The following is an 18196-nucleotide window of genomic DNA, read 5'->3' on the forward strand; positions in this document are numbered from 1 at the left end:
ATGGGAAAACTGTTAACCCTTAAATTATTTTGACCTAAAGATGAGAACGCCTGATTTTTCGGGATTGTGGCAACGGGGACAAAAAGCCCTGCTGAATATTGCTTTGATAGCGATCGCCACTACCAGTCTATTTTTATTGAGTGATCTGGCTGCCCCCCAATCTGCCGCCGCCTATCCTTTTTGGGCCCAACAAACGGCTCCCGCAACCCCTAGAGAAGCAACGGGTCGTATTGTTTGCGCTAACTGTCACCTCGCCCAAAAACCGGCTGAAATTGAAATTCCCCAAGCTGTACTGCCCGACACCGTATTTGAGGCAGTGGTTAAAATTCCCTATGATCTCAATAGTCAGCAAGTATTAGGAGATGGCTCTAAGGGCGGTCTCAATGTCGGTGCTGTATTAATGTTGCCTGATGGGTTTAAAATTGCCCCCAGCGATCGCATTCCCGAAGAAATGAAGGAAAAGGTGGGCGGTGTTTTCTTCCAGCCCTATCGTGAAGATCAAGAAAATGTGGTAATTGTTGGCCCCTTACCGGGTGATCAGTATCAAGAAATTGTTTTCCCCGTTCTTTCTCCCGATCCCGCCACCAACAAGGCGATTCACTATGGTAAATATTCTGTCCATTTAGGGGCAAATCGTGGTCGTGGGCAACTCTATCCGACTGGCGAACCGAGCAATAACAATGCGGTTAAAGCTCCTAAAAATGGAACCATTGGCCAAATTACTAAGCAAGAAGCGGGCGGTTATGAAGTCGTTCTGTCTACGAGTGATGGCGATGAAACGGTGACAATTTTGCCTGGCCCTGAGTTAATTGTCTCGGAAGGTCAAACTGTTGCTGCCGGAGATTTCCTGACAACAAATCCTAATGTGGGTGGTTTTGGACAAAAAGATACTGAGGTTGTGCTACAAAATCCAACCCGCATCAAGTTCCTCGTTCTTTTCCTCGCAGCCATTATGTTGGCTCAAATTTTCTTAGTTCTCAAGAAAAAACAAATCGAGAAAGTTCAAGCAGCAGAATTAGAATTCTAGTTTCTGTCCTGTTTTTTAAAGCAAGTTAGGGCTGTCACTTAAGCAATTATTTTGAACAGATGTTCAGGAAAAAATCTTAAGGGCAGCTTTTTTAAATTTTACATTTATAAATAGTACTCATACTCAAGGTAACTCTGATTGAGTGTCAAAATGAATGATTATGACAGAACATTTGTTAACTTTATTAAATAATGCATCTCAAGCATGGCTTCTTTTGGCATATGGAGAAGAACAAAATTATATTGGACATTCCGGTTATCAGGATATTGTTGAAGAGGTTTATAGATACGATAACTCCGTGCCTAATTACAGAAGAATATCTGATGGTGATTTAGTACTTGTTCGAGATCAGGAAAGACTTTTGGGTATGGCAAAAATTATACGAATTGAAAAGGAGACAGGAGTTAAAGAACGCAAGAGATGTCCTTTTTGCAATACAGGCGACTTATATAAAAGAAGAACTAAAACTCCAATCTTTAAATGTAAAAAGGGTCATGAATTTGATGATCCAATCTATAAAAAGGAGTGCTGTGAAAACTATAGTGCTTATTTTGGCAATACTTTTATTAACGTTTATCCAGAAATTGTAATTGATAGACACCAATTAGCGCAGATGTGTCCTAAATACAACCAGCAGCTATCTATGCAATTTATTGACTTAAACAAAATTAAGAGTAATCTATTGCCAAAGGCTTATCAAATTAAACATCAAGAAAATCTAGTTGTTAGTCAGATAAATTACCCTGATAAAGTTAACGAGAATTTCCATGAAGGAAAGGTAAAAGAGGTTAAAGTCAATATCTATGAACGAAATTTAAAAGCGAGGGAAATCTGTATTAAAAAACATGGTCTTACTTGTTCAATATGCGGTTTTAGTTTTCGTGAAAAATATGGAGAAATCGGAGAAAACTTTATTCATGTTCATCATCTAAAGCCACTCTCTGAAATTAGGACAGACTATCAACTTGATCCTATTAAAGATTTACGTCCTGTTTGTCCTAATGGGTGCGACCTCTAGTTGATATTAAATAAGGTTTTTAAAAAGTTTACTGGACATCGATTTTTCAATCAATCGTAACATACGATGTTCTGAAGTATCTACCGGCAAAAGGACTCATTAAACAAGGATTTATCAATTAGAGGTCACACCCGTCCTAATTGTCATGAAATGCTCCATAGAAAGGAACCAGCATACTCTCTTGAAGAACTTATCAATATAATCAAGGAAAACACATCTGATGATTAAACAGTATCAGGATAGTTAAAAATGAAACTTTATTTTTGCGAAACAAGCATTGGCAAAATTGGGATTGCTGAAGATGCGGGTAAAATCACTAACGTTTATTTTGCAACTGATATCATTCCACCAGCATTAGCACTTGAAGAAACAGCTTTGATCCGTGATGCTTTTCGACAATTGAATGCCTATCTGAAGGGTACATTAACAGCCTTTTCCCTACCGATCGCGCCTGCCGGTACCATTTTTAGACAGCAAGTATGGCAATTACTCGTTAACACCCCCTACGGTACAACCGCTACCTATAAAGATATCGCGATCGCCCTGGGCAACCCCAAAAGTGTTCGGGCCGTGGGACAAGCTAACCACCAAAATCCGATTCCCCTATTTATCCCTTGCCATCGAATTATTGGCAGTAATAGACAACTCGTCGGATATCGAGGTGGATTGGCGATCAAGGCAAAGTTGCTAGAGATCGAAAAACAAGGTTTGGCTAATCCCTGAAACTTGGAATAGTCGATTTTCGATAAAATATCCAAAATAAAATGTAAGATAAGTAAACATTAACCTATCAACTCAACAATTTCCGATTCATCCGAGGCTATCCCCATGAAATCAAGATCATCAGAGAATTGGCAACCCATTATAGGGGGACTCATCGCCGCCTTATTAGTTTTACTCAGTTTAAATGCCTTTGTGATTATTACGCCTGGCCAGGCTGGAGTCCTAAGCATTTTAGGGAAGGCTCAAGGGGGAGAACTCCTGGAAGGATTGCACTATAAACCACCATTTGTTTCTTCGGTAGATATTTATGATGTAACCATACAAAAATTTGAGGTGCCGGCCCAAAGCTCTACGAAGGATTTACAAAATTTATCTGCCAGCTTTGCCATCAATTTTCGCCTTGATCCGACCAAAATCGTCAATATTCGTCGTACCCAGGGATCATTACAAAATATTGTAGCCAAAATTATCGCGCCTCAAACTCAGGAATCTTTTAAAATTGCGGCGGCAAGAAGAACCGTAGAAGAGGCCATTACTAAACGCAGTGAACTCAAAGAAGATTTTGACAATGCCCTCAATTCCCGCCTAGAAAAATACGGCATTATTGTTTTAGATACCAGTGTCGTCGATTTAACCTTTTCACCAGAATTTGCACGGGCCGTTGAGGAAAAACAAATTGCTGAACAACGGGCCCAACGAGCGGTTTATGTCGCCCAGGAAGCAGAACAACAGGCTCAAGCTGATATTAATCGCGCCAAAGGAAAGGCTGAAGCTCAACGACTTTTAGCAGAAACCCTTAAGGCTCAGGGGGGTCAATTAGTCTTACAAAAAGAGGCGATCGAGGCTTGGCGAGAAGGGGGGGCTCAAATGCCGCAGGTGTTAGTGATGAGTGGGGAAAATCACGGTGCAGTTCCCTTTCTTTTTAATTTAGGAGATATGGTGAAACAATAGAAAAATTTTCAGGAAAACGATAATGACTGCGTTAATTACGCCCCCAACCTTAACGGAATCGACTTCTCTGGATTTACTACAAAATTTGCAAAAGGTAGCTATTTCTATTCCCCTCTCGACAGCGAGTTTAGGGACAGCAGAAACCAAGACAATCCTCACTAGCTATGTAAAACAAGGACAGGCAAAACCGCCAATTCTTCTGCTGCATGGTTTTGATAGTTCGGTCTTAGAATTTCGACGTTTATTGCCTCAACTGGCAGACCATCGTCAAACCTGGGCGATCGATCTATTGGGATTAGCCAATCCTCCCTTAGCTGCCCGTTGGATGTTTCCGCCTCTCGACCGTTGGGCAACTAATTTTCTAGCCAATCCCCAGATCCGTCAACGGATTAGTCGAGCCGCCTATCATGATCCTACTTTTGCTAGTGTGGATGCTCAAACTTGTACCTCGTTACACCTCAATTGCGATCGCTGGCGTGAGAGCAAGATTTAATCCACGAATACCGACAGAATGCGCTACTATGCGCTAGAATGGAAGCGTCGAATTGAGGGATTTATTATCGCAAAATATGTTAAACCCAAAACCGCAGCAGGAATGCTCGGAGTCCACGTCCGAACCCTGGTTAAATGGGAGCAGGAAGGGAAAATCCAAGCAATTAAAACCCCGTCAGGACAAAGGCGATACGACATTGAATCCTACACGGGGAAATAGGTTGAGCCAACTAGAACTACCGTTATTTACGCTCGTGTCAGCAGTAGGGGACAATCCGAAGACCTCTCAAGACAAGTCGCCGTCCTCCAAGAAAAATACCCGCAAGCGGAAGTCGTCAGCGAAATCAGGGGAGGACTCAACTTCAAAAGGCAAAAACTTACAGCCTTATTGGAACGAGTCATGTCTGGAGATGTCGCAACAATTGTGGTCGCTCACCAAGATAGGCTTGCCCGATTTGGATTTAATTGGCTTGACTGGTTCTGCCGAAAGTTTGGATGCTCAATCGTGGTTCGATAGGGAGACAAATCTCTCTCCTGAAGCCGAAATGGTTGAAGACATCCTCGCCATTCTCGATTGTTTCTCCAGCCGATTATACGGACTCGGAAAGTATAAAAATCAGAGCAAGAAAGATAAAAGTTTATCCCAGTCTGGAGTTGAAGAAACAGTGGAATAAATGGATGGCGGCTTGTCGTTATTGCTTTAATCAAGCTATTGACTACCAAAAGAAAAATGGCAGGATTGGCAAAGGTAAATTAAGGAATATCATCATGCAATCTAATCTTCCTGAATGGGTAAAAGACACCCCTTGCCATATCAGGCAGAATGCCATTTTTGATGCTCACCAAGCCTATACTGCCAGTCGGGATTGTAAGTTTAGAATTTGTAAGGCTCCTAGAAAAACAATTAAATTCAACAACTGTAACTTTAGTCATGGAACATGGTATCCCTTGTTAACAAAGGGGCTTGGTTTTATTTCTTCAGAAGCAATTCCTGATGTTAGTCTTTATGCAACTCAACTAATTAGGGCTTGCTGAAAAAAGCTGAAACCTTTACGGAGAAAAATAGTAGGCGAATTAAGAACCGCTAGAATGCACGAAAATAGGGTAGAATGCCTCAAAACCATTGCATTAAGAAGAGAGAAAGCAGATGTACCGAAAGCAACAGTACTCAATTGAAACACCAGAAAACTTGAAAAATCTGTTCGGCGGGCAGTTAGACGAAGAAAATCGTTGGATAGAAATGTCAAAAATGATTCTTTGGGAAGAATATGAGGAAGAATATGCAAAAAACTTCACAGAAAAAAAAGGAGCCCCAGCCAAATCATTTAGAATGGCATTAGGAGCATTAATTATCAAAGAAATTTCAGGAAAAAGTGACAGAGAAACAGTAGAACAAATAAAAGAGAACCCTTATTTACAGTACTTTATAGGAATGGAAAGCTATAGTAGCAAAGAAGCATTTAATGCGTCAATGATGGTTCATTTTCGTAAAAAAATAGGAATGGAATTAATAAATAAAATTAATAAAGAAATAGAAAAAAAAGCGACGGGTGTAGCGTCAGAAAAAAAAGAAAATGAAGGAAAGTTATTGTTAGATGCGACTTGTACACCAGCAGATATAAAATATCCAACGGATATAGGAATATTGAATGATGCCAGAGAAAAAACAGAAAAAATAATAGATAAGCTGTATGAAGAAATAAAAGAGAAAAGGAAAGAAAAGCCGAGGACTTATAGGGAAGTGGCAAGAAAAGAGTACTTAGCCATAGCAAAAAAACGTCGTGTGTCAAAAAAAGAAAGAAGAAAAGGAACAAAAAAACAACTAGGATATATAAAAAGAAACTTGTCTCATATAGAAAAAATGATAGAAGAGGGAGCAAAGTTAGAAAAACTAACGAAAAAAGAGCAAGAAGAGCTTGTAACGATAGGAAAAGTGTATGAGCAACAGTTAGAAATGTATGAAAAAAAGACAAATAAAGTAGAAAACAGAATTGTGAGTGTAAGCCAACCTCACGTGCGTCCAATAGTGCGTGGAAAAGCGGGAAAAGCAGTAGAGTTTGGAGCTAAAATATCGGCAAGTAATGTGAATGGCTTTGTCTTCTTAGACAAATTAAGTTGGGATAATTACAACGAATCGGGAGATTTACAAGCGCGAATAGAAGAATATAAAAGGGAAACAGGATGTTATCCGGAATCGGTTCATGTGGATAAAATCTATCGAACAAAAGCGAATCGAGCTTATTGTAAAGAAAGGGATATAAGAATGAGTGGTCCCCGATTGGGAAGACCGCCGAAAGAGGTGAGCAAAGAAAAAAAGAAAGAGGCACGCTCAGATGAAAGAGTGCGTAATGCCATTGAGGGTAAATTCGGACAGGGAAAGAGGAAATTTAGTCTTGGTCGAGTGATGGCCAAACTACCTGAGACCTCGGAAACGGTAATTGCGATGAACTTTTTGGTAATGAATCTTTCTACTCTACTTCAGAAGACAAAAAGTAAAAAGTTGTAGAGTCGTTTTTCTTGTGAAAAATGGTGTTAATTTTCCTCTCTTTTGTGAGGAGTGATTTGTGTTGACCTTTTTAGACAGAAAGGAACAATAGATTAAACAAAATCTGTATTTTGATTTGTTTCCATAAGGATAAGTTATCTATGCTTTTTCAGTCCATACTTCCCTAACCCACATTTCTTTCGTTTTTTGACTTTTTCAGCAAGCCCTAATTAAGGACAAGTCGGGTGATTGGTTCTGTGTTTTCCTACAAGAAACAAAAACGACACCCCAGCCGGAAAATCGCATTATTGCTCTTGACCCAGGAGTAGAACTTTTCTGACAGGATTTGATGGGCAAAACTTCCTAGAAGTCGGTTCATCAGACATGGGACGAATCAACAGGCTATGTAAGTATCTTGATGACTTGATGAGTCGAATTAGCCTGTCAAAAGTTGCTAAAGAACGACAAAAGATGAGACGGGCAGCCTCTCGGTTACGAGGCAAGATTCGTGACTTAATTGATGACTGCCATAAAAAAACAGCAAGTTACTTAACAAAAAAATATCCAGCTATCTTGCTGCCAAAGTTTGAAACGTCAGAAATGACCAATCGTTCCAAGCGAAAAATCAGAAGTAAAACTGCCCGACAAATGTTGACCTGGGCGCATTATCGGTTCAAACAAGTCCTTAAAAATAAAGCTGAGTTAAGTGGCTGTCAGGTGTTTGACGTGACAGAAGAATTTACCAGCAAAACTTGTACGAAATGCGGACATATCCACACAAAACTAGGTGGTTCTAAGGTTTTTCGATGTCCCGTTTGTGACCACGTTATTCCACGCGATTGGAATGGTGCTTTGGGTATTATGCTCAAGGCTTTGTCGGGTACGACCTTCACTCTCAGTAACGAGGGTGATGCTATTGTTGCAAAATGCGGTAATATACCGCTTTCTGTCGCATAAATGTATCAGCATAAGCGTTATCCCTATAAATTAAATTCAAGAATATGTTGTTATGAATAAATCCTTACCACTGCAAGTGCAGGAACTAGAGCACAAAATTGACCATTTACACCACTTAGTGATTGAGATCAGTAAACAGTTGTCTCGCCTAACTTCTGGTTCAACAACACATTCTGAAAAAAGTGTTTCTCATGCCTCTGTCGTTGAGACCGCCAATGAATCACTTTCCTTTTCGAGGACAATGTTTCACAAAGATGTTTTGTTGGATGATGACGAAACCCTACCTTTTTGGATGCTTAATAGTGATCAACCTGTTTCTGCCGATCTACAAATTCGCCGTCTGACAGCCCAATTGACCGCGGCCTATCATCGTATTGCGGCCCTAGAAGAACAAATTATGGCTCAACGTTTGCAATCTTGAGTGAATCTTGAAAATTTTGGTACTTTCAGACTGAAGTGGGCGATCGCGATATAATTGGGGAAATCCTGAATTTATCAACCTTATTTTCTCAAGTTAGCCATGCGATCGCTTCTGCAAACCATTCTGGCAATGATCCGTCGCTGGTGGTCGGAATTTACATTACAGACCCGATTAATGGCGGCGGCAACCTTGGTTGTGTCTCTATTCATGAGTGGCTTAACGTTTTGGGCAGTTAATGCGATTCAACGGGATGCCCAAATGATTGATACTCGTTTTGGTCGAGATGTGGGACTTCTATTAGCCGCTAATGTGGCTCCCCTGATCGCCGAACAAAATTTAACTGAAGTAGCCCGTTTTTCCGGTCGTTTTTATCAGAGCACCTCGAATATTCGCTACATGATCTATGCCGATCAATCCGGTCAGATTTTTTTTGGCATTCCCTATTCGGATAACTCTGTTCGTAACTCCCTCGCTATTGAACGCAGTATCGAGCTACCTGTTGCCGATTTTGAACAGTCGGATTTACCCCTCATTCGCCAACATCTCACCCCCAATGGAGAAGTCACGGATGTTTTTATTCCCCTCAAACATGAAGGTCGTTATTTAGGAGTTTTAGCCCTGGGTATTAATCCCAATCCAGCCGTCGTCAATTCCTCGAATCTGACTAGGGATGTGACGATCGCCGTTTTTATCTCAATTTGGATCATGGTGATCCTAGGAGCCGTCTTTAATGCTTTAAATATTACGCAACCGATCAAAGAATTACTATTAGGGGTTAAAAATATTGCTGCCGGCAATTTTCAACAGCGGATTAATTTACCCTTTGGTGGAGAATTAGGAGAATTAATTGTCAACTTTAATGAGATGGCCGAGCGTTTAGAACGCTATGAAGAGCAGAATATTGAAGAACTGACGGCGGAAAAAGCAAAATTAGATACATTGGTTTCGACTATTGCCGATGGAGCCATGCTCGTAGATACTAATTTACAGTTATTGTTAGTGAATCCCACCGCCAGACGCTTATTTTCCTGGGAAGGACAGGATATTCTGGGCAAAAATATTATTGAATATTTACCGGCTGAAATTACGGCTCAGTTAACTCAACCCTTGAGAGAAATGGCCAAGGATCACAGTTCACGACCTAGCGGTGAAGAGGTAATTGAAGAATCAGAAACGCCTTTTTTACCAGAAGAATTTCGCTTAACCTTAACTCAGCCTATTCCCCGTACCCTTCGACTGATGTTAACCCAGGTCTTTGATCAGTATCGGGAAACGTTAAAGGGAATTGTGATGACAGTTCAGGATATTACGCGAGAAGTAGAACTCAATGAAGCTAAAAGTCAATTTATTAGTAATGTTTCCCACGAATTACGCACGCCGTTGTTTAATATTAAATCGTTTATTGAAACCCTCTGTGAGTTTGGGGAAGATTTAACCGAAGCTGAACGGCGAGAGTTTTTAGAAACAGCCAATAATGAAACTGATCGCCTAACTCGTTTGGTTAATGATGTGTTGGATCTATCTCGCCTGGAATCCTCTAGAATTTATCAGCTAGAGGCGATCGATATTCACCCCTTAATGGAACAAACCCTTCGCACTTATCAACTCAATGCTAAGGATAAGGAACTGCAATTATGTCTAGAAGTCGAATCCAATTTACCCTCTGTTCTCGGTCATTATGATTTACTGTTGCAAGTTCTAACTAATTTGGTGGGAAATTCGCTCAAGTTTACAACCGCCGGTGGAAAAGTTGTACTGCGTGCCTTTAAGTTCCTTGGCCATCCTGACACGATCTCCCTGGATTCTCCCCCAGAAATTCCCCCAACCTATGTACGAGTTGAGATTTCTGATACTGGCATTGGCATTGATCCTGAAGATCAAGCTGCCATTTTTGATCGTTTCTTCCGGGTTGAAAATCGGGTTCATACTTTGGAAGGAACGGGATTAGGCCTATCAATTGTGCGTAATATTATTGAAAAACATCATAGCCAAATCCATTTAGTCAGTGAAGTGGGGGTGGGAACTACCTTTTGGTTTGATCTAATGATCCATCAAGCCAGTTAAGTAGCTGGTTGCAATTAAATATAAAACGTGGGATGGGCATCCTGCCCGTCCACAGGCTAGAAGCCTGTTCTACCATCTAACAATTAATTAAGCCCACTTACTTAGTGATCTGGTGATCGCCAATTATCCTGTTAACTTAGAGCGAAATCCTAGACGAATGGCTCAAAAACTATAATGAAGGAAAGATCAACCTGTATTTTTAGCTCTGAGCGATGCCCCTGCCCCGTCTGATTACCTTAATTGTTGGTTTAAGCTTAATTCTTGGGCTAGTCATCTGGCTAATTAATGCCATTTTTCGGCTGTATTTCCAGGTGTCCTGGACGGCTCCCTTTTTAGCTAATTTGCTCGTTTTGCTGATTATTGGCCTCCTAGGATTATTGATCTACGCCTTTTTTTACTATTTCAATCTTTCCACACGTCCCAAATCGGGAAAGAAGTCTGGACGACCCAACATTAAATTACCCGATCAAAAAACGGAAACTGCTGCCGCTAATCTGCAAGCGGTTCGTCGTCAAGTCCAGCAAATTCAAGATAAAGTGGCTCAGGAAGCTCTACTGCGTAAATCTCAAGCCATTCAGGAAAGTTTGCATCGAGGCAATCTTCAGATCGTTGTTTTTGGCACTGGTTCGGCGGGTAAAACGTCCTTGGTTAATGCCTTAATCGGTGAAATGGTGGGAGCGGTGGCGGCAACAATGGGAACCACTCAAATCGGCGAAACCTATCATTTACCCTTGCCTGGGTTAAGTCGAGAAATTTTGATTACTGATACGCCTGGCATTTTAGAGGCGGGTATTGCCGGGACGGAAAGGGAAACTTTGGCGCGACAATTGGCCACGGAAGCGGATTTACTGTTGTTTGTGGTGGATAATGATCTACGTCAGTCGGAATATGAACCCTTACAAGCTTTGGCTGCTATTGGTAAGCGATCGCTGTTAATTTTTAATAAAACCGATCTGTATGTCGATGAGGATCAAGAAATAATTCTTAAAACCCTGACGCGACGGGTGCAAAGTTTTATTTCAGCTAATGATATTTTAGCGATCGCCGCCAATCCGCAACCGGTTAAGATTGCATCGGGATTAATGGTTAAACCTGATCCAGAAATTACGCCCTTAGTGAAACGTTTAGTAGCAGTATTACGGGCAGAAGGCGAAGATTTAATTGCGGATAATATTCTCTTGCAATCCCAACGTTTAGGAGAAGAAGCGCGTCAATTAATTGATCAACAACGGCGACGGGAAGCGGATAAAATTATCGAACGTTATCAGTGGATTGGGGCCGGAGTCATTGCGGTTACACCTTTACCCGTTGTAGATATTTTGGCAACGGCAGCAGTCAATGCTCAAATGGTGGTGGAAATCGGTCAGGTCTATGGATGTGAATTAAACAGCGATCGCGGTAAAGAATTAGCTTTTTCCTTAGGGAAAACCCTGGTGAGTTTAGGGGTGGTTAGAGGGGCAGTGGAATTATTAGCAAAAGTGTTACAAACCCAGATGGCCACCTATGTGATTGGCAAAGCCATTCAAGCAATTACGGCGGCCTATTTAACTCGTATTGCTGGTAAAAGTTTTGTGGAATATTTTCGGGCTGATCAGGATTGGGGCGATGGCGGCATGACTGAAGTGGTACAAAAACAATTTCAACTCAGTCGTCGAGATGAATTTATTAAAGCCTTTGTTAAAGATGCGATCGCCAAGGTTGTGCAACCTTTTAATGATATTTGGGAAGAGGCTGAAACGGAAGGGGAACCTCTACCAGATTTGTCCCAATTACCTCAAATTAAAGCGGAATTAATCACCGATCAAATGTCTGAAACGCCAGCAGAAATTGAATATGAACCCGTACCGCAATCTCGCTATAGTGATTGGGAAAAGCCGAAAAAATATTTAGATGATTGGTAAGCGATCGCCTATTCAATGACTATTTAAACAGAGGCGACCAAAATCTGATCAATGGGATAGTTAGTAATAAAAAGCTCATTCCCTTTCTTAGCTTGTTTTTGTTTATAGTTATTCATGCCATATTGTAATTCCCATTCGTAAATAAAAGCAAAATCAAAATTTTCTCTGACTTGTTCACAGTCATCATAGGTAATTAGCCATTGATGAGGACAGTTCTGCATCAACTTCGCAAAGCGGTTATGATCAAAAAAAGTATGTAAATCTCCTTTTTTTCCGTATAGCCTAGATTGACTATTAGCTAAATAGGGCGGATCTAAAAAAATGAATACATTTTCTCCTGGTTCTTCCAGAAGTTGCCTATAATCCAAGTTAGTTATTATCGTATTGACTAAGGATTGATTTAAAGCAGCCAACCTATCAATAGAGGAGTCAGTAAATCTTCCTAGAAATGAAGCTTCAGAATAACCACCACTTTCAATTGTTCCAGAAAAAGAGATACGATTCAAGACAAAAAAACGGGTCGCTCTTTCTAAAGAGGTCATTTTAGCCGTGTCAGCTTTAGCCAACTGATTGAATAATTCTCTGCCACAAGTCTTACTTTTTTTAACCTGCCAAACCCGTTCCACTAATGCCGGTAAGTTGTTCTGAGATTGCAGCCAAAAATGACAGAGTTCTTCGTTTAAATCATTGATCCAGTATTTTATATCAGTATAGGTTTGACGAATATGAAGAAATACCGAACCACCTCCAATAAATGGTTCACGAAATTCATGAAAGGATTGGGGTAAATAGTTGGCAATTTGAGCGATCGCTCGTTGCTTTCCCCCTGGATAGCGTAAGGGACTTTTAATCATTAATTTATAAAATTTTACGTTAGAGACATTTTATCTTTTCCCCTATCTCTACAAAAGGAATATTTTGCATTTCCGTGTCCAACGTCATCACATAAGGTTTCTCCTGATCCGTAAAAACTTCTGCTTGTTGCCATTGCTGTTCCAACAGATCAACCGTTGTATCGGAAATATCCCCACTACCTTGCCAAAGGCGATCGCGGAGAGTCGATAAATTGGCTTGACAATGAATAATTTCTAGGGAAATGTGTTGAGCTGGGGCAGCTTTAATGATGGTAGAACGCCAGCAATAACGGTCATTCATAGCCGTACTATATAAACTGACATCGCCTTTGGTTTGCAAAGAAATGCCCGCTAAATGTTTACGAACGGCATCGGAACGAATCTGAATGGCATTAAGTTGAGGCGCGAGATGATTAGCCACCGTACTTTTTCCCGAACCTGATAGACCTGACATTAAAATGGTTTTGCCCACAGGAATTTGGGTATAATGCCAAGCCAGTTGATAATAATCCTTGGCTAAGGCGATCGCTCAAATCGACTGAGAGGGGAAACGCTGAAAAAACTTCTAACAACGTTTAAATTGAAAGAAGCTTTAGAATAAACATAAACAAGAGAGCATTTAACACTCAAATATACGGAGAGGGAGGGATTCGAACCCTCGGTACGGCCTTACGATCCGTACAACAGATTAGCAATCTGCCGCTTTCGACCACTCAGCCACCTCTCCTCGCTAATCGTTTTTCAGTTTAGCAAATAATGGCTACGATGTCTGCAATTTTTTGAGAGAATTTTGGCAAGGATAAATTTTTAGTGTCTTTCATGCAAGAAACTCCCCTCGGTTCGGTTATTCAAGGTTCTCTGAGCCAAGGCTTAGAAGTTCGGCTTCACCCTGATGTCTCGGTAGAAGAAATGCGGGTTGGTAAGTTTTTAGTGGTTCAAGGGGTGCGATCGCGGTTTTTTTGTTTATTGACAGATGTTTCCCTCGGCACGGCGAATCCGCGTATTTTGGCGAATCCTCCCAGGTTAGAAGATACCTTGATGCGAGAAGTTTTGGCGGGCAGTGGCACTTACGGCACTATTGAATTAGCTCCCATGCTCATGTTTACGCCCATTGAAGGACAACGCTGGGGAGAAGCGATCGCCCACAGTAATGGGAACGGTTTAGCCTCCTATGAAGTACAAAGTAATGCGGAAGTGGAATTGCAGCCCGTTAAAACCATTCCGGCCCACTTTAGCCAGGTTTTTGATGCCAGCGAATCGGATTTTCGTACCGTCTTTGGTTGGGAAGATGATCCCCATCGCCGTAACTTTTCCATTGGGCAACCCTTAGATATGGAGGTGCCGGTCTGTCTAGATTTAGATCGTTTTGTGGAACGGAGTAATGGCGTTTTTGGCAAATCGGGAACGGGTAAATCTTTTTTAACGAGGCTATTAATTTCGGGTATTATTCGTAAGCAAGCCGCTGTCAATTTAATGTTTGATATGCACTCGGAATATGGCTGGGAAGCCATGCGGGAAGGTAAAACAGTTTCAACGGTGAAGGGATTGCGCCAATTATTTCCTGGGGAAGTGGAGATTTTTACCCTGGATTCTGAATCGACAAAACGGCGTGGTGTGAAGGGCGCACAGGAATTATTCCTGAGTTTTGAACAGATTGAAATTGAGGATATTCGACTGGTGAGTTTTGAATTGGGGGTTTCCGAAGCGGCTTTAGATAATGCCAATATTTTATATTCGGAATATGGTCGTTCCTGGATTTCCCAGTTATTGCACATGAGCAATGAGGATATTAAGATTTTCTGTGAGGAAAAACAGGGTCATGCCGGTTCGATTATGTCCTTACAACGCAAACTGAAACGACTGGAGGGTTTAAAATATCTTCGTTCCGTTTGTACCCATAACTATATTGATCAAGTATTGCAATGTTTAGAAGTGGGAAAAAATGTGGTGATTGAATTTGGTTCCCAATCCAATTTGCTCTCCTATATGTTGGCCACTAATATGATTACTCGTCGCATTCATGGAACTTATGTTAAAAAAGCAGAAAAATTTCTACAAACCAAAAGTCCCAGCGATCGCCCCCGTCAATTAGTGATTACCATTGAAGAAGCTCATCGTTTTCTCGATTCCAGTATTGTTCATCAGACGATATTTGGCACGATCGCCCGTGAAATGCGAAAATATTTTGTCACCTTACTCGTAGTTGATCAACGTCCATCTGGCATTGATAATGAAGTGATGTCCCAAATTGGAACCCGTATTACCTGTTTGCTAAATGATGAAAAAGACATTGAGGCAATTTTTACAGGGGTTTCCGGCGGTCAAAATCTGCGCTCCGTGTTAGCGAAACTGGACTCTAAACAACAGGCTCTCGTCCTGGGTCATGCCGTCCCCATGCCCGTTGTGGTCAGAACCCGTGCTTACGATCAACAGTTTTATCGAGAGATTGGCATAACGGATTGGGTGGCAATGGCTGATGAAGAGGTTTTGGCGGCGGCGGAACTTGCTAAGGCTGATTTAGGATTTTGATCAGATTCATTTTTCGCGCTAAAAGTTTCTAGGTAAAAGTTTCATGCAATCTTTTTTTATCAAGTTTTTCTACGTCGTTGGCCGCGATCGCAATAAACTGCTATTTGTGCTTTTTTTCTTTACCCTGACCTCTCTAATTGATGCCATCGGGATTGGCTTGATGGGGCCTTTTATTTCCATTGCCTCTAACCCCAGTATTCTCAAAACCAATGCGATCGCACAATCCCTAACCACCCACTTAAATCTATCTAAAAGCGAATATCTAATTCCCATTCTAGGCTTTATTATTGTTGTCATATTTTTATTACAATTCGTTTTATATGTTATTTCCCAACAGTATGTTTTTAATTTTATTTACCGCCTCAAAATGTCGCTCGTGATGCGACTCAGCAATGCCTATTTGTATGCACCCTACACTTTTCACTTAACCAAAAACTCTGCCAGTATCAACAAAAATGTTGTTATGGAGAGTCAAGCTTTTGCTTCTCGATGTTTATCCGCAGTGATGCGAGTGTTGACTAATACGATTATTTTAGTCATTTTATTACTATTACTGGCTAAAACCGATCTAACCTTTTTACTTCTCATCTTATTGACCACCATTCCCACTGTCATTGGCTTTCAGTTTTTTGCTCCTAAATTGAGAGCTTGGGGTAAATCAATGTCCTTAACCCAGGAGTCAATTCTTAAAATCCTCAGTCATTCTTTAGGCAGTATTAAAGACACGAAAGTGTTAGGAGTAGAAAATTACTTTCTAAATCAATTAGAAGAGCAGTCCCGAGAAGAAACGATTGCTTTCTCGCGCTTTCAAGTTGCCCAAGTTGTGCCTCCTTTTATTATTAAAAGTAGCTTAATTATTTTCCTGGTAATTTTTATCTCCGTGGTTACGGTCTTTAGTCAAGACAATATGCAGAATCTTGGCAGCACTATGGCAGTTTTTGCGATCGCTTCCATTCGGCTCATTCCCTCAGCTAATTTTATTGTGCAGGCCATGGGAGAACTGAAAAGCACTTCCTATACCTTAGATGTCCTTTATTTTGACCTGAAAGAGATTGAAGAACAACATTTAGAACTAACAGAAACCCCGCTTCCGTCTCATCAACAAATGGCTTTTCAGCAGAAAATTGTTATTCAAAATCTTGGTTATACCTATCCCAGTAGTCAAAAACCAGCGATTGAACAAATTAACCTAACCCTACAAAAGGGAGAATCGATTGCCTTGATTGGCAAATCAGGTTCGGGAAAAACGACCTTAGTGGATGTCATTTTAGGGCTATTAGATCCCCAACAAGGAGATATTTTAGTGGATGGCATTTCGGTCTATGAAAATTTGCGATCTTGGCAAAACCTAGTCGGTTATATTCCCCAATCTATTTTTCTGACGGATGAAAGTATTGAGCAAAATATCGCCTTTGGGGTTCCTGAACTGGAAATTGCTCCAGATCGTCTTGCCCAGGCTATTCACTCTGCCCAACTAGAAGAATTAATTCAACAATTGCCCCTGGGCGTTAAAACCTTGGTGGGAGAAAGAGGGGTACGATTATCAGGGGGACAGCGGCAACGGATCGGCATTGCCCGCGCTCTCTACCATGAAAGAGAAATTCTCGTGCTAGATGAAGCCACTTCTGCCTTGGATAATGAAACCGAAAAATTAGTGACGGAATCGATTCAATCCCTCGCTGGTCAAAAAACGATGATTATCATTGCCCATCGTCTCTCAACGGTTGAACATTGCGATCGCCTCTACGTTTTAGAGAAAGGTCACATTGTTCGCACAGGAACCTATCAAGAAGTGGTTCTTTCAGAATTAGCAGCAGAAAATTAGGGGTTAAGGATAAGTTTTTTCATGGGCTAATTGTCCCATAATATAGGTCGCATAAATTGCCCGATCATCTCCCATAATCATGAGGGTAAATACGGCATCTGCTAATTCTTCCATAGTGGTGGGTTTAGGACTAGGATTACGGAAGGCCATTAGAGGAGTTGCCCGTAAATCTAAAACAATAAAATCGGCTTCTTTCCCCACTGCAAAGTTACCAATATAATCCTGTAATTCTAAGGCTTTTGCTCCTCCTAAAGTTGCCAAATAGGGTTTGCCGAATAAAGGCAGAACCTTTATCAGATAAGCTTTTCAGCCATTTTGAACACGATTAGGTGCAAGCTTATGGCATTTGAAGGCTCAAAATCCATGCACTTTGCTAGAAAATTGTGGGTTAAAATCGGAAACTGATTTCTGAAGTCACCATTTTTCGCGCCCTGTGGCATCTAGGTTCGATTTGCAGACTTATTCAGCAAGCCCCAAATAGAGTGATTGGAAAGAGGTCGCTTTGTTTCCTCTTAATTGAGCCACTTTATAGGCTTCATTGGCAGTTTGTAAAATAGAGAAACTTGTGCCAGCACCAACATCGGTTCCTAAGCCGACTTTAACCGGATATTCTGTAGATTTTGCCTGTTCTAATTTAAAGAGTCCACTGCCTAAAAATAAATTTGAGGTGGGACAAAAGGCGATCGCTGATTTTGCTTCCGAGAGACGTTTAAATTCTTCATCAGCATTTGTAACAAAATTTAACATTCGCCCTAACCCTTATATCTACTAGCTTTGTAGTAATTGACCATTAGAACAGGGGGTTGCTTTTTTTGTATTTATTGTTGCTTTTTTTGTATTTATTGATAGACTATCGAAAGTTAGCCCACTCAGAATCCTATTTAATTTCAATATTGCTGGAATAACTTCTGTTGTTAGAGATTCTCTTTTTCGCGGCTCTAAAGTTTTT

Annotated in this window: 16 protein-coding genes, 1 tRNA gene and 2 pseudogenes; 14 read left to right on the forward strand and 5 right to left on the reverse strand. The window is 40.9% G+C overall.

The annotated features are described in order from the left end of the window. Positions 1-40: 40 nt before the first annotated feature. The 12 genes and pseudogenes from petA to KA717_31100 all read left to right on the forward strand — a co-directional run bounded on the left by petA (position 41) and on the right by KA717_31100 (position 12039). Positions 41-1027, forward strand: coding sequence for an apocytochrome f (gene petA / locus KA717_31045; protein UXE60064.1), 987 nt, complete (start codon positions 41-43; stop codon positions 1025-1027). 160 nt (positions 1028-1187) lie between these two features. Next, entirely contained in the window at positions 1188-2045 is an 858-nt protein-coding gene (locus tag KA717_31050) for a hypothetical protein (protein ID UXE60065.1), read from the forward strand. A 249-nt stretch (positions 2046-2294) separates the two neighbouring features. Further along, on the forward strand, positions 2295-2768 hold the full coding sequence (locus KA717_31055) for a methylated-DNA--[protein]-cysteine S-methyltransferase (protein ID UXE60066.1): 474 nt from the start codon (positions 2295-2297) through the stop codon (positions 2766-2768). Positions 2769-2873: 105 nt separating this feature from the next. Beyond that, positions 2874-3719: a prohibitin family protein gene (locus KA717_31060; protein UXE60067.1), complete on the forward strand. Its 846-nt coding sequence runs from the start codon at positions 2874-2876 to the stop codon at positions 3717-3719. 22 nt (positions 3720-3741) lie between these two features. Continuing rightward, positions 3742-4212, forward strand: coding sequence for a hypothetical protein (locus KA717_31065; GenBank protein ID UXE60068.1), 471 nt, complete (start codon positions 3742-3744; stop codon positions 4210-4212). Positions 4213-4263: 51 nt separating this feature from the next. Further along, positions 4264-4885: pseudogene (locus KA717_31070) on the forward strand (IS607 family transposase). A 4-nt stretch (positions 4886-4889) separates the two neighbouring features. Then, the gene (locus KA717_31075; GenBank protein UXE60069.1) at positions 4890-5246 is read left to right on the forward strand and encodes a hypothetical protein; all 357 of its coding nucleotides are present in this window, start codon (positions 4890-4892) and stop codon (positions 5244-5246) included. Positions 5247-5358: 112 nt separating this feature from the next. Continuing rightward, a pseudogene (locus KA717_31080) lies at positions 5359-6696 on the forward strand (IS5 family transposase). Between the two features lie 384 nt (positions 6697-7080). Further along, entirely contained in the window at positions 7081-7653 is a 573-nt protein-coding gene (locus KA717_31085; protein ID UXE60070.1) for a zinc ribbon domain-containing protein, read from the forward strand. 52 nt (positions 7654-7705) lie between these two features. Further along, a complete protein-coding gene (locus KA717_31090; protein UXE60071.1) occupies positions 7706-8074 on the forward strand; it encodes a hypothetical protein in 369 nt (122 codons plus the stop codon). Between the two features lie 99 nt (positions 8075-8173). Beyond that, entirely contained in the window at positions 8174-10138 is a 1965-nt protein-coding gene (locus tag KA717_31095; GenBank protein UXE60072.1) for an ATP-binding protein, read from the forward strand. A gap of 212 nt (positions 10139-10350) precedes the next feature. Beyond that, complete coding sequence (locus KA717_31100; protein ID UXE60073.1) at positions 10351-12039, forward strand: DUF697 domain-containing protein; 1689 nt, start codon at positions 10351-10353, stop codon at positions 12037-12039. Between the two features lie 23 nt (positions 12040-12062). Here KA717_31100 and KA717_31105 read toward each other — a convergent pair whose 3' ends face one another. From KA717_31105 to KA717_31115, 3 genes are all read right to left on the reverse strand, one after another. Next, complete coding sequence (locus tag KA717_31105) at positions 12063-12893, reverse strand: DNA adenine methylase (GenBank protein ID UXE60074.1); 831 nt, start codon at positions 12891-12893, stop codon at positions 12063-12065. A 19-nt stretch (positions 12894-12912) separates the two neighbouring features. Then, the gene (locus KA717_31110; GenBank protein UXE60075.1) at positions 12913-13347 is read right to left on the reverse strand and encodes an AAA family ATPase; all 435 of its coding nucleotides are present in this window, start codon (positions 13345-13347) and stop codon (positions 12913-12915) included. A 181-nt stretch (positions 13348-13528) separates the two neighbouring features. Then, positions 13529-13620 (reverse strand) — tRNA-Ser (locus KA717_31115). A 92-nt stretch (positions 13621-13712) separates the two neighbouring features. Here KA717_31115 and KA717_31120 point away from each other — a divergent pair. Together KA717_31120 and KA717_31125 are read left to right on the forward strand one after the other, a co-directional pair. Continuing rightward, on the forward strand, positions 13713-15422 hold the full coding sequence (locus KA717_31120; protein UXE64824.1) for an ATP-binding protein: 1710 nt from the start codon (positions 13713-13715) through the stop codon (positions 15420-15422). 43 nt (positions 15423-15465) lie between these two features. Further along, positions 15466-17247, forward strand: a complete 1782-nt coding sequence (locus KA717_31125; GenBank protein ID UXE60076.1) for an ABC transporter ATP-binding protein/permease — start codon at positions 15466-15468, stop codon at positions 17245-17247. 3 nt (positions 17248-17250) lie between these two features. Here the strand turns inward: KA717_31125 and KA717_31130 are convergent, their stop codons facing one another. Continuing rightward, positions 17251-17508, reverse strand: a complete 258-nt coding sequence (locus KA717_31130; GenBank protein ID UXE60077.1) for an amidohydrolase family protein — start codon at positions 17506-17508, stop codon at positions 17251-17253. Between the two features lie 198 nt (positions 17509-17706). Next, the gene (locus KA717_31135; GenBank protein UXE60078.1) at positions 17707-17994 is read right to left on the reverse strand and encodes an amidohydrolase family protein; all 288 of its coding nucleotides are present in this window, start codon (positions 17992-17994) and stop codon (positions 17707-17709) included. Positions 17995-18196: the final 202 nt, after the last annotated feature.

The sequence above is a fragment of the Woronichinia naegeliana WA131 genome, assembly GCA_025370055.1.
Classification (GTDB): domain Bacteria; phylum Cyanobacteriota; class Cyanobacteriia; order Cyanobacteriales; family Microcystaceae; genus Woronichinia; species Woronichinia naegeliana.

Excerpts from the sequence above, each read along its gene's own strand:
- petA (UXE60064.1), top strand. The coding sequence starts at position 41 with ATGAGAACGCCTGATTTTTCGGGATTGTGGCAACGGGGACAAAAAGCC.
- KA717_31050 (UXE60065.1), top strand. The coding sequence starts at position 1,188 with ATGACAGAACATTTGTTAACTTTATTAAATAATGCATCTCAAGCATGG.
- KA717_31055 (UXE60066.1), top strand. The coding sequence starts at position 2,295 with ATGAAACTTTATTTTTGCGAAACAAGCATTGGCAAAATTGGGATTGCT.
- KA717_31060 (UXE60067.1), top strand. The coding sequence starts at position 2,874 with ATGAAATCAAGATCATCAGAGAATTGGCAACCCATTATAGGGGGACTC.
- KA717_31065 (UXE60068.1), top strand. The coding sequence starts at position 3,742 with ATGACTGCGTTAATTACGCCCCCAACCTTAACGGAATCGACTTCTCTG.
- KA717_31075 (UXE60069.1), top strand. The coding sequence starts at position 4,890 with ATGGCGGCTTGTCGTTATTGCTTTAATCAAGCTATTGACTACCAAAAG.
- KA717_31085 (UXE60070.1), top strand. The coding sequence starts at position 7,081 with ATGGGACGAATCAACAGGCTATGTAAGTATCTTGATGACTTGATGAGT.
- KA717_31090 (UXE60071.1), top strand. The coding sequence starts at position 7,706 with ATGAATAAATCCTTACCACTGCAAGTGCAGGAACTAGAGCACAAAATT.
- KA717_31095 (UXE60072.1), top strand. The coding sequence starts at position 8,174 with ATGCGATCGCTTCTGCAAACCATTCTGGCAATGATCCGTCGCTGGTGG.
- KA717_31100 (UXE60073.1), top strand. The coding sequence starts at position 10,351 with ATGCCCCTGCCCCGTCTGATTACCTTAATTGTTGGTTTAAGCTTAATT.
- KA717_31105 (UXE60074.1), bottom strand. The coding sequence starts at position 12,893 with ATGATTAAAAGTCCCTTACGCTATCCAGGGGGAAAGCAACGAGCGATC.
- KA717_31110 (UXE60075.1), bottom strand. The coding sequence starts at position 13,347 with ATGTCAGGTCTATCAGGTTCGGGAAAAAGTACGGTGGCTAATCATCTC.
- KA717_31120 (UXE64824.1), top strand. The coding sequence starts at position 13,713 with ATGCAAGAAACTCCCCTCGGTTCGGTTATTCAAGGTTCTCTGAGCCAA.
- KA717_31125 (UXE60076.1), top strand. The coding sequence starts at position 15,466 with ATGCAATCTTTTTTTATCAAGTTTTTCTACGTCGTTGGCCGCGATCGC.
- KA717_31135 (UXE60078.1), bottom strand. The coding sequence starts at position 17,994 with ATGTTAAATTTTGTTACAAATGCTGATGAAGAATTTAAACGTCTCTCG.